Source organism: Streptomyces sp. NPDC093109 (assembly GCF_040701725.1).
Classification (GTDB): Bacteria; Actinomycetota; Actinomycetes; order Streptomycetales; family Streptomycetaceae; genus Streptomyces.
This window is the reverse complement of sequence record NZ_JBFBEZ010000081.1, coordinates 1-14,785: the sequence shown is the minus strand read 5'-3', so window position 1 is coordinate 14,785 and position 14,785 is coordinate 1. Positions and strand designations below refer to the sequence as shown.

At 70.6% G+C, this 14,785-nt stretch carries 14 protein-coding genes; 7 read left to right on the top strand and 7 right to left on the bottom strand.

Annotated features, from left to right (window positions below):
- Positions 1 to 443 precede the first annotated feature (443 nt).
- Positions 444 to 605, top strand: a complete 162-nt coding sequence (locus tag AB0389_RS37220) for a glycosyltransferase (protein WP_366400016.1) — start codon at positions 444 to 446, stop codon at positions 603 to 605.
- A complete protein-coding gene (locus AB0389_RS37215) occupies positions 542 to 1,438 on the top strand; it encodes a glycosyltransferase (protein ID WP_366400018.1) in 897 nt (298 codons plus the stop codon). The genes AB0389_RS37220 and AB0389_RS37215 overlap by 64 nt, the downstream gene beginning before the upstream one ends.
- Positions 1,439 to 1,590: 152 nt before the next feature.
- Here AB0389_RS37215 and AB0389_RS37210 read toward each other — a convergent pair whose 3' ends face one another.
- From AB0389_RS37210 to AB0389_RS37200, 3 genes are all read right to left on the bottom strand, one after another.
- Positions 1,591 to 2,298 (bottom strand): alpha/beta fold hydrolase, encoded by a 708-nt coding sequence (locus AB0389_RS37210; RefSeq protein ID WP_366400015.1) that lies wholly within the window; start codon positions 2,296 to 2,298, stop codon positions 1,591 to 1,593.
- A 149-nt stretch (positions 2,299 to 2,447) separates the two neighbouring features.
- Positions 2,448 to 4,850 carry an ABC transporter permease gene (locus AB0389_RS37205; protein ID WP_366400014.1) on the bottom strand — a complete coding sequence of 801 codons (2,403 nt, stop codon included), beginning with the start codon at positions 4,848 to 4,850 and terminating at the stop codon, positions 2,448 to 2,450.
- 5 nt (positions 4,851 to 4,855) lie between these two features.
- Positions 4,856 to 5,626: an ABC transporter ATP-binding protein gene (locus AB0389_RS37200; protein ID WP_366400013.1), complete on the bottom strand. Its 771-nt coding sequence runs from the start codon at positions 5,624 to 5,626 to the stop codon at positions 4,856 to 4,858.
- A gap of 126 nt (positions 5,627 to 5,752) precedes the next feature.
- Here AB0389_RS37200 and AB0389_RS37195 point away from each other — a divergent pair, with 126 nt between their 5' ends.
- A complete protein-coding gene (locus AB0389_RS37195) occupies positions 5,753 to 6,970 on the top strand; it encodes a sensor domain-containing protein (protein ID WP_366400012.1) in 1,218 nt (405 codons plus the stop codon).
- On the top strand, positions 6,955 to 7,602 hold the full coding sequence (locus AB0389_RS37190) for a response regulator transcription factor (RefSeq protein ID WP_366400011.1): 648 nt from the start codon (positions 6,955 to 6,957) through the stop codon (positions 7,600 to 7,602). The genes AB0389_RS37195 and AB0389_RS37190 overlap by 16 nt, the downstream gene beginning before the upstream one ends.
- Before the next feature lie 159 nt (positions 7,603 to 7,761).
- Here the strand turns inward: AB0389_RS37190 and AB0389_RS37185 are convergent, their stop codons facing one another.
- The 3 genes from AB0389_RS37185 to AB0389_RS37175 all read right to left on the bottom strand — a co-directional run bounded on the left by AB0389_RS37185 (position 7,762) and on the right by AB0389_RS37175 (position 11,103).
- Entirely contained in the window at positions 7,762 to 8,706 is a 945-nt protein-coding gene (locus AB0389_RS37185; RefSeq protein WP_366400010.1) for a TauD/TfdA family dioxygenase, read from the bottom strand.
- 14 nt (positions 8,707 to 8,720) lie between these two features.
- Complete coding sequence (locus tag AB0389_RS37180) at positions 8,721 to 9,761, bottom strand: MupA/Atu3671 family FMN-dependent luciferase-like monooxygenase (protein ID WP_366400009.1); 1,041 nt, start codon at positions 9,759 to 9,761, stop codon at positions 8,721 to 8,723.
- A 103-nt stretch (positions 9,762 to 9,864) separates the two neighbouring features.
- On the bottom strand, positions 9,865 to 11,103 hold the full coding sequence (locus AB0389_RS37175) for an MFS transporter (RefSeq protein WP_366400008.1): 1,239 nt from the start codon (positions 11,101 to 11,103) through the stop codon (positions 9,865 to 9,867).
- Here AB0389_RS37175 and AB0389_RS37170 point away from each other — a divergent pair.
- From AB0389_RS37170 to AB0389_RS37160, 3 genes are read left to right on the top strand one after another with little or no spacing between them, the layout of a single operon-like run.
- Positions 11,060 to 11,536: a hypothetical protein gene (locus AB0389_RS37170; protein ID WP_366400007.1), complete on the top strand. Its 477-nt coding sequence runs from the start codon at positions 11,060 to 11,062 to the stop codon at positions 11,534 to 11,536. The two genes, AB0389_RS37175 and AB0389_RS37170, sit on opposite strands and share 44 nt — an antisense overlap.
- Positions 11,533 to 12,201, top strand: coding sequence for a hypothetical protein (locus tag AB0389_RS37165; RefSeq protein WP_366400006.1), 669 nt, complete (start codon positions 11,533 to 11,535; stop codon positions 12,199 to 12,201). The genes AB0389_RS37170 and AB0389_RS37165 overlap by 4 nt, the downstream gene beginning before the upstream one ends.
- Positions 12,198 to 13,019, top strand: a complete 822-nt coding sequence (locus tag AB0389_RS37160) for a large ATP-binding protein (protein ID WP_366400005.1) — start codon at positions 12,198 to 12,200, stop codon at positions 13,017 to 13,019. The genes AB0389_RS37165 and AB0389_RS37160 overlap by 4 nt, the downstream gene beginning before the upstream one ends.
- 482 nt (positions 13,020 to 13,501) lie before the next feature.
- Here the strand turns inward: AB0389_RS37160 and AB0389_RS37155 are convergent, their stop codons facing one another.
- Positions 13,502 to 14,353: a Dyp-type peroxidase gene (locus tag AB0389_RS37155; RefSeq protein ID WP_366400017.1), complete on the bottom strand. Its 852-nt coding sequence runs from the start codon at positions 14,351 to 14,353 to the stop codon at positions 13,502 to 13,504.
- Positions 14,354 to 14,785 lie beyond the last annotated feature (432 nt).

The window sequence follows — 14,785 nt, the reverse complement described above, 5'->3', positions numbered from 1 at the left end:
CCAGAGTTCATCAGGAACCAGACGCTTCGACAGATCAGCACCCACGACAGACATCATGCCGTACGAACCCTCAAGCCACGTGAGACACCCTCTAAGTCATTGCTCAGGACTCACTCGCTTGTCGAGGATCAACAACTGCCCGCTCCGGTGGGCTTCTCCGTGAAGCGTGGCAACGCGTTCAGAGCCGCCTGCCGACCGGCAGTAGCTGCGAGGAGCTGGTGGGGGAGCTGTGCGGGAGGGTGCGGAGCATGGCTTCGACGCGCGGTGGGAGTGGCACAGCGCGCGCCGTTTCCTGCCCAACGGGCCGCGCACCGTCGTCTTCGCCTGACGGCGTCGTGGCCGGTGGGTCGGCCGACGCAGTGCGTATAGGCGCCGCGTAGGGAGGGCTCCGAAGGTACGGGGGACGGCACGACGGCCGTCTTGAGGAGTCTGCGAGGAAGCCCTTGAGCACGGCAGCGATAGATGTGATCTGTCCGGCCTGGAACCGGTCCGAGGCCATCCGCACGACGATCGACAGCGTGCTCGCCCAGACCTTCGAGGACTGGCGCCTGATCGTGGTGTCCGACGGCTGCACCGACGACACCGACGACGTGGTGCTGTCCTAAGAGGACGAGCGGGTCCAGCTGATCCGTACGGAGCGGCACGGCCACCCCGGGGGCCCCGCAACATCGGCCTGGCCGCGTCCACGGCCCCGGCCATCGCCTACCTCGACTACGACGACGAGTGGCTGCCCGACCACCTGGCCGTGTTGCAGCGCGAGTTCGACGCCGGGGCGCGCCTCGTGGCGACGGCGAGCATCGGCATGAACGAGCAGGGTGCGGAGGAGTATCGCTCGCACCCCCTCAACGGCCTGTGGCACCCGAAGCTACAGCTCCTGTGGCCGCTGTACGAGCCGTCCCGTGTCGGTCACGTGCGCGGGCTCCCGGAGAGCGTCGGGGGCTGGACCACCGACCACACCGGGATGGAGGACTGGGACCTGTGGCTGCGGCTCGCCGATGCCGGGGAGCGCTTCACCACGGTGCTGGACCGCACGGTCCGCATGCTGCTGCGCGGCACCTCCCGCCGGCGGACCATGACCGTCAGCCACCGTGTCGACCTGGGAACCCTGCCCGACGAGGCGGCCTGCACCAGCCTCACCGAGGCCATCGCGGCTCCCGCGGTCCAGGACGAGCTGCGCGCCTCCTTCGCCGACGAGATGCTCCGCTTCTACCGGGAGATCGCCGACGCCGGTGAGCTGGTGACTCCGCACGGCATGAGCGTCGACGAGGCCCTGACCGGACTGGCGGAGTTCGTCACCGACCCCGCCGTCCCTATGCTGCGCGAACTCTCGTACGTGCCGGAGGGCGGGGGCTTCATCGTCATCCCCCCCACGTCGGCGGGGTCGTTGGCCACCCGGTTGCCGAACGTGGACGCGGTGGCCCCGGGGTTGCGCCAGTAGCCGTTCACCACGACGGCGCGGAAGTCGCCGCGCGTGCGGGCGTGCTCGGTGAGGACATCGACAACGTTCGGGGCACCGGACAGGTCAGCCATGCTGCGCGTACTCCTGTGTTCGTGGGATCGCCGCGGCGTACTCGACACCGGGCGTGCGGGTCAGGAACGGCGGCCCGAGAGCCAGGCGGTGAGCTGGTCGAGCACCGGCTGCTGGTCAGCGAGGTAGAAATGGCCGCCGGGCAGGACACGGGTGCCGAAGGCGTTGCCCGCGCAGGCCCGCCAATGGGCCAATTGCCCGGGCGGGACATCCGGGTCGTCGCTGCCGCCGAGCACCAGCACGGGCGCGCGGACCGGCAGCGGAGGGGTGCGCAGGTATCCGGCCACCACGCCGAAGTCGGCGCGGATGGCTGGCAGTACCAGTTCCAGCAGCTCCGGCGATTCGAGCAGCTCGACGAAGTCGTCGTTGAGGCGGCTCAGTTCCTCGATGAGACCGGCGTCGTCCAGGATGTGCCGGTCGTGGTTCTCGCGCTTGTGCGGTGCGCGCGATCCGGAGACGGCGAGCAGGTCGACGACCTGTCCGTGCCGGCGTTCGAGTTCGAGGGTGACCTCGTAGGCGACGATCGCGCCCATGCTGTGGCCGAACAGGGCGAGGGGTTCGCCGAGGAAGGGTTCGAGGGCGTCGGCGACCGGGCCGACCAGGTCGTCCATGGCGGCCGGCGGGGCCTCGCCGAGCCGGTCCTGGCGGCCTGGGTACTGCACGCCGTGCACCTCGATGTCGGCGGGCAGGCCCGTCGGCCAGGTGCGGTACGCCTGGGCGGTGCCGCCGGCGTGCGGGGCACACACAAGGCGGTACCTGGGGCGCTTCACCCCGCGGAATGTCCTCAGCCACCGTGATCGCGTGTGCAGGTCCTCAATGGTCACTGTCCTTGCCTCCCGTCGTGCTGTTCCGATCCTCGCGTGGTGCTCGTTCGTCGTGTCCGGCTGAGCCCTCCCCGGCTTCCGGTCGGTCGTCCGGCTCAGGCGGTCCGGCCCTTCAGCGTCCTCGACGTGACCGCGACTCCGGCGACGAGTGCCGCGACCAGGGTGCCGGTGATCGCGAGGACGACGACGCCCGAGTTCAGGTGCAGGCCGACGTCCGACGAGGTGGCCTCGGAGAGGCCGGCCGCCATGCCGGCCAGCGGGGGCAGCGTCACCAGCACACCGAGAGCGGCGCCGATCACGATGACCAGCGAGGTCTCGCCCGCCGAGGTGAACAGCAGCTGGCGTACGGTGCCGCCCGCGGACTTCATCACCCCGAAGTCGCGCCGCCGGCCGTGGGCGGCCATGGCCATGGAGTTGGCGACGGCGATCACGCTGTAGCCGACGGCGATCACGATCAGCATCATGGCGAGGGACTCGGTGAGCTTGGCGTCGGTGTTGTAGTCGGCCAGCGCGTACTCGGCGGCGTCGTGCAGCGCGACTCCGGGGGCCGCGGCGGATGCCTTGGCATCGCCGGGGACGAAGATGTCGTCGGTGAGGGCGGCCGGGTCGTGGGCACGGACCAGGTCACGGGCGACCACGAAGTCACCGCGGGCCGGGTCGTCGGGCAGCACTTGGGAGACGCGCAGGGTGACGACGGCCCCGTCCGCGAACCGGACCGGAACCTCCTGGCCCTGCTTCAGGCCCAGGGCACCGGCCATCTTCTCGCCGAGGACCGCCTGGCCCGGCTTGTCCCACTTCGCATCCCGGCTGCCCAGGACGTCCAGGACGGTGGCCGCTCCGGCGTTCTCGGCCTTCTCGCCCTTCCTGGTCTCGACGAAGGCCCGGGTCGGGAGGGCGGCCTTGCCCACCGGATTGTCCGCGACGACCTCGTCGGTGTTGCCGGGGGTGCCGTCCGGGGTGACGATCGTCTGGCCGGCGACCTTCAGCGCCTCACCTGCCGGATAGGCGACCCGCATGGTGGACACCATGCCGCTGAGCAGTACCGCGAAGCCGACGGCCGCGATCACCGGGGCCACCAGCGAGGCGGCGCGGTGCGGGTTGGCGACCAGCTCGGCCCGGATGAGGACCGGGGCGGCCTTGCCGTTGCGCTGGAACGGCGCGGTCAGGAACCGGCCGACCGGTCCGACGAACACCGGGGTGAGCAGAGCCGCCGCGACGATCAGCGTCATCGTGGCGAAGATCGCCATGTTGATGCGGTTGTCGGCGGTGGAGGTGGCCGTGCCGATCGCGAGCACGGCCCCCAGGCCGAGGACGGAGAGCCCGGCGATCCAGCGCCCCTTCCCCATGCCCTTGTTGGCCGAACGGCTGTCGAGGAGCGCCTCCATGGGGGCGACCTTGGCGGCCTTGCGTCCCGCGCTCCAGGCGCCGATCACACTCACCCCGATGCCCACCAGGGCGCCGGTGAGCAGCGGCCAGGCGGAGACGCCGATCTCCATGCCGGGCGGCGTCACATCCAGTCCCTTGAGGATCGACAGCAGCGACGGCGTGGCGGCCACGCCCGCCAGGCAGCCGGCGATCGAACCGGCGAGCCCGACGACGGCGGCCTCGCCGAGGATCATGCGGCGGATCTGCCTGGGCGAGGCCCCGATGGTGCGCAGCAGGCCGATCTCGCGGCGGCGCATCCCGGTGGACAGGACCAGCATGGAGGCGACCACGAACACCGTGGTGAACAGACCCAGCAGGGCCATGGCGCTGATCAGCTGGACGCCGAGGAAGCGCTTGTGCTCGATGTACTCGGGCTGCAGTTCGGACCGGCCGTCGCCGGAGACCACACTGCCCTCGTCCCCGATGACCTTCTTCGCGGCGGAGACGATCCCGCCGGTGTCTGCGTCCTTGGCGGGGATCAGGGCGACGGCGGAGACGCCGGGCTGCTGCCGGGCCGCGAACTCCTCGCTGAAGTAGTAGCCGGGTCCGTCCACCGTGCCGACGACCCGGAACTGCTCCTGGCCCTTGGTGATGTTGACGGTCAGCTCGCTGCCCACGGCTGCGCCGAGGGCACGGTCGACGACCACTTCGTCCTCGGCTGCGGGAGCGCGGCCGGAGACGAGCCGGTACGGTGCCATCTGCGCGCTGCCGAAGCCGTGCCCGGACTCGTCGGCCCCCTCGTCGGTGACGGGCTTGCCGTCCTTGATGGCCTGGGCGTAGAAGGAGCGGTCGATCACGGCGTCGGCGACGCCGGGGATCTTCGCCAGGCCGGAGACGATCGGCTCGGCCTCGCTCGGGCTCCACGGCATCCGGTCCTCAGGGCTGCCGTCGGCGTCGACGGCCTGCTTCGGCAGGGCGAGGGCCGCGGTGCCCCCGTAGCGGGGCTGGACCTTGGCGCGGGCGGAGTCGTAGATGACCAGGGTGGTGGTGATCAGGGCCACGCCGACGAGGACGGCGACGAAGGCACCGAGGAAACCGGACCAGCGTTCACGGACGTTTGCGAGGATCAGCATGTCGGTCAGGCCTCCAGCCGGGCCATGTGGGTGGCGATCGCGGCGGCGTTGTCGGTGCCGTCCCGGCGGTCGAGGTGGATGCGGTCGGCGATCCGGCCGTCCTTGAGGAAGACGACGAGGTCGGCGTGGGCCGCGGCCACCGGGTCGTGGGTGACCATCAGGGTGGTCTGGCCCTCCTGGTCGACCAGCATCCGCATCATCCGCAGCACCTCGCGGGAGGTGACCGTGTCCAGGGCGCCGGTCGGCTCGTCCGCGAAGAGGACATCGGGCCGGGTGACGAGGGCGCGGGCGAGGGCGACGCGCTGCTGCTGCCCACCGGACAGCTCGCTGGGCCGGTGCCCCGCGCGGTCGGCCAGGCCCACCGAGGCGAGCGCCGCGGAGACCTGCTCCCGGCTGACCTTGCGGCTGGCGAACCGAGAGGGCAGCTCCACGTTCTGCGCCGCCGTCAGGGACTCCACCAGGTTGAACGCCTGGAACACGAAACCCACGTGCTTGCGGCGCAGTTCGGTGCGCTGCATCTCGTTCTGCCGCCCGATGTCCACGCCGGCCAGGACGATCTGTCCGTCCGAGGGCTCTTCGAGGCCGGCCGCACACTGGAGGAGAGTGGACTTGCCCGAACCGGAGGGGCCCATGATCGCGGTGAAGGTGCCGCGGCGGAAGGAGAGCGAGACGCCGTCCAGGGCGGTGACCTGTCGTCCGCCGGTGCCGTGGACCTTGCGGACCGAGTGGAGCTCGACCGCGTCCTGCGTGGGGGTGATGTGGCTCGTCGTCGTCATGCACTGATTCCACTGCACCGGGGGTGGCCGGGGCACTGACCCGCTCTCTACTCCTGAGGTAGAGGTAGCTCTACCTTCCCGGGCTTCCCGGAGACCCGGAAGAGACCGGATGGGTACGTTGGCCGCATGCAACCCACAACGGCCTGGCAGGCCATGGCACAGCGACCGCTGAGCTTTCTGACCTCCAGCTGGCCCTGGCGGTCCCTCGCGTACCTGAGCGGAGGCGTGCTGGTCGGGGCCGCGGCGGTCGTCGTCTTCACCCTCGGCCTGGCCGCGGGTCTCATCCTCCTGGTCGTCCTGATCGGTGTCGCACCCCTGGTCGGCCTGGTCCTCGCCTCCACCCTGGTCGCCACGGTGGAGCGCCGCCGGCTGCGCCTCGTCGACCTCGACCACGTCAGCGACCCGCACCGGGCCCCGGACGCCCCGGGGCCGCGCGGCTGGGTCGCCACCCGGCTCGCGGAGCCGGCGACGTGGCGGGAGATGATGTTCACGCTGCTGTCGGCCGTCGCCCTGTGGTGGCTCGACATGATGGTGCTCGGCTTCTCCTTCGGGCTCCCGGCGACGATGATCGCCTCGACCGACGGCGACACCTGGCCGTGGACGGTGTTCGGCGTGCTGGTGCTGCTCTCCTCGCCGTACACGGTGACCTCATGGGCGGGAGCGCGCGCCGCCATGGCCCGTACCTTCCTCGCCCCGCGGGACCGGGAGCTCGGCGAGGAGCTGCAAGAGGTGCGCGCCTCCCAGTCGCGGCTGCTCGACTCCTTCGACGCCGAACGGATCCGTATCGAGAGGGATCTGCACGACGGGGCCCAACAGCACCTGGTATCCCTGGGCATGACGCTGGGTCTGATGCGCTTGGACATCGAGACGGGATCGCCGCAGGACGAGCTGCTCACCCAGGCCGAGCGCCAACTATCCACGGCACATCAGGAGTTGCGGGCACTGATCCGCGGGCTGAATCCTCCGGTCCTCGCCGACCACGGGCTCGTGGCGGCGATCGAGGACTACGCGGGCCGCTTCCCCATCCCGGTGACCGTGGACCTGAACCTGCCGGAGCGGTTGCCCAGAAAGCTGGAGACGACCATGTACTACCTGATCAACGAGGCCATGACGAACATCGCCAAACACAGCGGCGCCAAGACCGCCGCGGTCCGCGGTCGCTACCATTCCGATCTGCTGGTCCTCGACATCAAGGACGACGGCCGGGGCGGTCTGGACCCCGCGGGCAGCGGCGTGACCGGGCTCGCGGACCGGGTCACCGCCCTCGACGGCCGGATGCGGGTGTCGAGTCCGTCCGGTGGTCCCACCCTGTTGCACGTGGAGGTTCCGTGTCGCTTCGCCTGATCGTGGCCGAGGATGCCGTCCTGCTGCGCGAGGGCCTGGTCGGGCTGCTCGAACGGGTCGGATTCGACGTGGTGTCGGCGGTGGGCGATGCCGACGCCCTGCTCAGCGCGGTCCGCGCCGACCGCCCGGACCTGATCGTCACGGACGTACGGATGCCACCGTCGCTCACCGACGACGGCCTGCGGGCCTCGGTCGAGCTGCGCGCGGAGTTCCCCGGCCTGCCCGTGCTCGTGCTCAGCCAGTACGTGGAGCGCTCCTACGCCCTGCGACTGCTGGACTCCGGTGGTGGTGCCGGGGTGGGCTACCTGCTCAAGGAGCGGGTGAGCGCGGTGGCGGACTTCACGGCGGCGATCGAGAGGGTCGCCGCCGGCGGGACGGCGGTGGACCCCGAGGTCATCCACCAGCTCGTCCAGCTGCGGCAGGACCCGCTGGAGCGGCTCAGTGCCCGGGAGCGCGAGGTGCTCTCGCTGATCGCCGAGGGCCGGTCCAACGCGAGCCTGGCCAAGAAGCTGTTCGTCAGCGAGGCGGCCGTGAACAAGCACATCGGAAACATCTTCACCAAGCTGGACCTCCCGGTGGCCACCGAGGGGCACCGCCGGGTGCTCGCGGTGCTGGCGTACCTGCGGGCCTGACACAGCGACGCGGACCGGCTGCGGCGGGAGCCGCCGGGCACCCCGCGCGGCGGACGGCCGGGCGCGCCCGCGAGCCGGGAAGGCGGACCGTTCACCGGCCGGCCACGCGAAACGCCCGGCCGGGAATCCCCGGCCGGGTGCCGCCGCCTCGGGGTCCGCTCAGTCGCACATGGCGACGAGGATGCGGCGCGTCCCCTCGAACGGACGGCGGCCGTGGCCCGTGAGGACGTTGTCGATGACGAGTACGTCGCCCTCGCGCCAGTCCACGTCCACGGCCCGTTCCAGGCCGACGTCACGGATGTGCGTGACGTACTCGTCGGGGATGAGGCCGCCGTCCGCGAAGGTGACGTACTGCGGGAACTCCTCGGGCGCCAGGATGTCGTACAGCTCCTTGGAGGTCTCGTCGCCGAGGCCCGCCGGGTGCCACTGGTCGGCCTGGTTGAACCAGACCTCCACGCCGGTCACCGGGTGCGTGGTGGTGGCCTTGCGGTGCTGGACGACGCGGATGCCGTCCGGGCCCCACTCCCACTCCGCCTCCGCGGCCGCCAGGTAGCGCTCCACCTCGGCGCGGTCGTCGGTCTCGAAGGTGTCCTGCCAGCTCTTGCCGAGGCCGAAGCCGTCGTGCAGGTTCTGGACGTAGCGGATACCGCCCGCGAACGCCTCCCGGACCTCGGGGCGCAGCGACCGGAGCCACAGCTCGCCGTCCACGACGGGGGTCGCGCCGCCCGACTCGGCGGCCTTCTCGCAGTAGAAGGCGAGCCGGGTAGGCCAACGGCGGGCGTAGTTCAGCTCGTTGTGCATCGAGATGGTGAGGCGCTGTGGGTACTCGGTCGAGGTGTAGAGGTTGCCCTTGACTCGGGTGCGTGGCGAGTTGCCGTGCACGTACGGCAGACGGGTCGGCAGGAGGCGGTCGAGGACCGGTTCGACGGATTCCGGCGTGACCCCGAAGCCGCGGAAGACGAGCGCCTTGTGCTCCGTCAGCAGGTCGATGAGGCCTTCGGCGCCGAGGCCGGTCAGGTGCGTGGCCAGGTCCTGGCCGTCGGCCTGCGCCACGGTGACCTCGTGCGGGGCCCACGTGAGGTTCTCGCTCTGGGTGATGCTCATGATGTCTCCTGCTCCTATCGGGAGATGATCTCGTTCAGCTTGCCGAGCTTCTCGATGCCTTCCAGTACGGCCCTCGGCTCCACGCCGAAGTCGACCAGGCAGCCGATCTCGTCGACGCCCAGGGCCTGTACGTGCGGCAGCAGTTCGGCGGCCCGCTCGACGCTGCCGAAGAGGCCTCCGGTGTCGAAGTACCGGTCGAAGGCGCGGGCGGCGAGGTAGTCCATGTCGTCGGCGTTGAGGTCGGACAGGTCCGTTTCCTTGCCGGTGAACGACTTGGCGGTGAGGTTGGCCGAACTCTTCAGGTAGTTGGTGAAGGGCTCGCGCACCTGCTCGCGGACCTGGTCCAGGTCGTCGCCGAGCAGGGTGTGCAGCATCAGCACGACATGACCGGACCAACCGTCGTGCTCCTCGGCGGCGACCCGCCGGTACTCGGCGATCTTTCCGGCGACCTCCTCCAGGGACTGACCGAGCAGATGGGTCAGGATGCCCGCCTTCATGCGAGCGGCGGCCCGGAAGGTGTCGACGCCGCCGGCCGAGGTCAGCCAGACCGGCAACTCGCTCTGGACTGCGGGCGGATAGGCCCGGATGTCGACCGGTCGGCCCAGCCCGTCGGTGGTGGAGAGGGCTTCACCGCGCCACAGCCGGCGCACCTCCTGCGCGGTGTCGCGGACCAGTGCACGGCGGTCGGCGTGGTTCTCCGGGCGCAGCGCGAAGTCGACGGTGTTCCAGCCGGAGGCGAAGGCGACGCCCGCGCGGCCGCCGGAGAGGTTGTCGACCACCGCCCACTCCTCGGCGATCCGCGCCGGGTGGTGCAGCGGTGCGACGACGCTCCCGGCCCGGATGCCCACCCGCTGGGTGCACATCGCCACGGCGGCGCCGAGCACGGCCGGGTTGGGGTAGGCCCCGCCGAAGGGGTCGAAATGTCGCTCGGGGGTCCAGACGGCGGCCAGGCCCGACCGGTCGGCGAGCTTCGCCCCCTCGATCAACAGCTCGTAGCGGCCGGCCTCGCCCGGCGCGGTCGAGTCGTGCGCGAAATAGAACAGGCTCAGGTCCATGGAGGGTCCTTCGGGTGATCCGGGTTTCCGGGTGGTGCACGGGATCGGGTGGGCCGACGGGCTCACGGGGCGGTGGACGGCGGATATCGGGTGAGCGCCCCGCTCAGGTGTCGGGCGGGGACGCCGGAGGCGCCGCGGGGCGGGCCGTGTCAGGGATGCGGGCCTTGCGGACGGCCGGGATCAGCGAGGCCACCGTGGCGGTGACGGCCATCAGACCGGCCGCCACCAGCAGGGAGAGCAGCCCGCGGTAGGACTCCAGGAGCTTTCCCGCGCAGAGCGCACCCGCGGTGGTACCCAGAGCGACGACGAGGCCGGACAGCGCCGCGACCCGGCCCTGCAATTCCGCCGGCGTGAGGGTGACCTGGTAGACAGCCGTGGCCACACCGAACACCGCGCCGATGATGTTCATCAGCGCAAACAGCACCCCGAGCTGCACCGGCCCCCGCGTCCAGGCCATGGCGGTCATCAGCGCGGCCCACAGGGCCAGGCCGCCGATCAGCAGGACGGACAGCGGCAGCCGTGCCATGAACCGGCGCGCGCTGAGTGCGCCGAGCAGACCGCCGCAGCCGCTGATCCCGAAGACCAGTCCCAAGGTGGCCTCCGGCAGGCCCTGTTCCTTGACCAGGATCACGACCAGGCCCTGCATCACCACTTGCAGCAGGGCCGTGGACACGGCGACCACGGGCAGCGTGGCGCGCAGCGCCGGCTGGCCCAGCAGCCAGCGCAGGGCGTCGGTGAGGTCGCGGTGCGGGGCCCGCCGCGGCCCCTGGTGCTCCGTCCTCAGGTCGGCCCGGATGAACCGCAGGTTGACGGCCGCGACCAGCGCCCCGAGTGTGGCGGCGAGGAAGGGGCTCCAGCGGGTCCAGGTGAACAGCACGGTGCCGGCGGGCCCGCCCAGCAGTCCGGCGATCCGTCCGCGCGCCTCGTTCTGGGACAGTGCGGCCGGAAGCTGCTCCCCGGGGACGACGGTGCGGACGGCGGCCCGTTCGGCGAGCGAGGAGACGATCGCCAGGGAGACCTCGACGGCGATCAGCACCAGCAGCAGCCCCATGCCGAGCACGCCGAGGGCCAGCGTGCCGCCCACCGCGCCGAGCGCGAGGATCCGGCCGACGGCGCACCAGCGCATGACCGCGCGCCGGTCCCACCGGTCGACCAGGACGCCGGCCGGCAACTGGACCACGGCCTGCGGCAGGAAGAGGATCCGGAGAAACCGCGATTTGGCCCGGCCGGGAAAACCCGGTAGTGGGGCGCTACGCCGTCGCGCAGCGAGCACAGCGCCCCGGCCAGGGGCCGCTGCTGTGAGCCGCGCCCGTTTCGCCTTCGCCGCACATCCCGATGCCATCGCGGACCTCCGGGAACTTCCGGACGAAATGCGCGACTTGGCTCTGCTGGAACTGCAGAACCTGGTTCACGGCAGCGATGACTGCCTGCCGTTGAAGGGACGCCTCGCGGGCTTCCACAAGGTGTACGTCGATCCATCCGTCTCCTACCGGATGGTCATCCAGTTCCGCCCGGCCCCGCCGACCTCAACCCACAAGCGTGAGATCTACCTCGTCGCGGCCGGAAGCCGGAAGGACTACGCCGTCTACCGCGCGGCCCACCTGCGCACCGGCCCCCAGCAGGACATCAAAACCGACCCGGCCACCGAGGCACGCGTGCAGGCCGCCCGGTCCCGGTCGCCGCTCACCGTCGACCAGCCCACGGCAGGGCCGGTAACTCCTCCAGCAGCAGCCCCGGCCCCGGCCGCCGATCCCCGAAAGGTTCCCCAGCGATGACCACCGACCGTGCTCCCCTGGCCCGTGCCGAGTTGGCGGATCTTCTCACCGAGGCCGCGCGGAGCGTCTCCGGCATCCTCACCGCCGAGTACCCGACGGCCGCCGACCGCTCCTACCTGCACCCCGTGCTGGGCCCGCTGGCGGCCGGGCCCCACGTGGTCGGCGAGCTGAACAACCGGTTCGAAGGATTCGTGGCCGCCGAGCCGCGCCCCGCCACGTCGGCGGGCCTGTTCGCCCTGGCCTCCTACGCCTCCGCGCTGGGGTGGCTCACCGAGTCCTTCGCCGAGCTGACCACCTCGGTCGACCAGATCTGCACGCGTGTGGGCATCCCCACCGAGCCCCGCAACCCGGTCGCCGCTGCGTCCGACGGCGCCGAGCAGGACGGCGAGTTCGACTTCGCGTTCAGCGCGCTGGAGTTCGCGGCAATCCGTACCGCAGCCGAGGCCGCCAGTCTCGCGCCGGACGGCTACGTCAAGGTGCTCTCCGAGTCCCTGCTCGCGGCCTCCCGGATCACCGACGCCTGCATGGAAATCTCCAGCGGCCTCCTCGAAGACGCCGCATACGTCCTCGACGAGGCAACCGACCACGTCTGGCTCGGCGACGGGCCCAACGGCCTTCCCACACTGGTCCGTTCCCTGCTCGCCCGGATGGAGGCGGCCAAGTGAACCCCTACGACGCAAACACGCACCCCGGTACACACCTCGTTGCCGAGGAGCTCGGCGTCTCGGATGTCAGCACGCTCAACATCGCGTATCGCCCTGATGAGCCGCTGTACCGCGCCACGACGTGGGTGATCGGGACCGCATACGAGCTTGACGAGCGGCACAACCGAGTGACGCACGCGGCCCAGAGCGCTCTCCAGCTACCCGAACCCGTCGGGCGCGGCGAACTCGGCGGTGCACGCGTCTCGTACGCGCTGCTGCGGACCGCCGTCTCACAGATCGGGGACCTTCACACCCGACATGATCGAGCCTACGACCAGCTCGTCGAGGCCGTCTCCACGTACCGGCGCCTTCTGCCCGAGTCCGATACCGCCCAGCGTTCGACGACGAAGACCCACCAGCTCCACCAGGAGCAGCGTTCCGGCCGGAACGACGACTGGGCCATCGCAGGGGACCGCCGGCTCATGGCTCTCGAAGCCGTCGCGGCCGGCGGTCTCCGGTTCCGCCTGACCGCGATCGGCAACGATCCCCACCTCTCGGATGGGACGGGCCGGCGTCCCCAGCCGCTGGCCGCGACCGTCCAGCGGCTGGTCGCCGACGGGCTGCTGCAGCAGGACACCAGCGAGAACCTGTACCGGTCCGGAGAGCTCCTCTCGCTCACGCCACAGGGTGAGGCCGCCCTTCGCGATGCGCGTACGGCGACGCCACGCGTGTCCGCCGCCCTCAGCCGCACCAATACCCCGGCGAAGCTCGGCCCCATCGATGCCTCGGCCGCTCTGCCCGTCACCACGACAGCCGACGAGCCCTCCCGCTCCCGCTGACTCCTTAAGAGGACGCTCCCATGCCCACCCCCGCGCAGACTCCCTCGCGGTCGCGACCGCCGCCCTCGACCTCTCGAACCGCCTCGCGCAGCTCTGACCGACCCGCAGAAGGCCGCCCCACGCCGATCCGGCACGGGGCGGCCTTGCCCGTACGCCCAGCCGCGCGTTGCGTACGCTTACCACCGATGAACCGAGGAGGACACGAAGGCCGACGGCGACCAGAAACTCTGGGGCAATCCGGTGGTCGCCGCCCATCTGGGCATCAGCGTTGGAGCCGCCCGCAGTCGAAAGAGCCGGGCAGCCTGCCGAAGCCGGATGACACCAGCGCGCCGGAACGACCTGAACGGCCCCTTCCAGCACGAGTGACTCTGAGCAAGTATCTGGCTGGGAACTACCAACTGAGCGAGGCGCGCCTCACCAAGTTCTCTGACAAGGAAGCCGGATCTTGGCCATCGGCACACATGGCGCCGTCAAAGCACGACTCAGTCGGTAGCGACGACGTCCAACCAGGCGTCTCCGGCAGGAGGCACGAAGTAGTAGCCGCCCCCGGTCGTCAGCATGTACTTGGCCATGGCCTCCCCCTCCAAACGCTTCTGCACGGCTTCGAACCCCGTCGCGAGGTCACGCTGGAAGCAAGAGAAGACCAGACCGGTGTCCCCGTCACCACGGTCGTAACTGTAGCCACGGCGCACCAGCGGCGGCGGATTCCTCCGATTAGGGGCTGCCAGCCGGACGTGCGCGTCGAGAGGAGTCACCCGCCCCTTGGGGTCCGAGGCAAAGTCCGGCCTCTCCCCTACGGGCGCCCCGTCGAGCCACCGCCCGTCCCGGCGCCGCCCGATGATCCGTTCCTGCTCGTCCACGGAGTCCTTGTCCCACAGCTCGGTCGCCAACTGGATGATGCGGACGACCTGATAACTCCCGCCGACGGCCCACTCCGGCTCACCCTGGCCGGACCGCACCAACGCCCGCTCGGCGGTTTCCCGCTCATCATCCGGATTCCCGAAGCCCTCGGTGAAATGGAACGGGTTCCGGGCCAGCCCACGACCACCCTCCACCCAATTCCCCTCCCGAAATCCCTCAATACGCCACCGCACCCGCCACCCGGACAACCTCTCCGTCAATCGCTGCGCGGCGCCCCGCACATCACCAGCGCGCTCGCCAGCCAGCTGCACCAGCACATCACCATGCGACCGATCCGGATCCAGCAAGTCCCCAGCAAATGACGGCATCTCAACCAGGCGAAGCGGCCGTTGGACGTCCGCACCAAAAACCCCGCTCCCCAGCCCCACCCCCACAGCAACGCCGCTCCCCCCAACGGCCCGAGCCCGGGACACCACGTCCCGCAGCGCCCCCGAATCGCCCTCAGCCCCCACACGCCGATCCAACGCGACCAGAACAACCCGCGCTTCAGGCAGCGCCCTGCGCAGTTGCCTCGGCAGTGCGGCCTCGCCGAAAACAGCACCAGCACCACCAGCGCTGCTCCGCACGCCACAAAGGGCAGCACCCCCAGCGGCAAGCCCAACCACCGAAGAGCCAAACAACAACGTCCTTCGTCCTATCATTCGCACGCACTCCTCGCCCCAGAGAGGCCGCCACGACCACCCGCCTCACAGTCACCCAATCTTGGAAAACTCGTCGAAGATGAAGGCGGTGAATGATTCACAGACCTGACTAAGAGGGTGTCTCACGTGGCTTGAGGGTTCGTACGGCATGATGTCTGTCGTGGGTGCTGATCTGTCGAAGCGTCTGGTTCCTGATGAACTCTG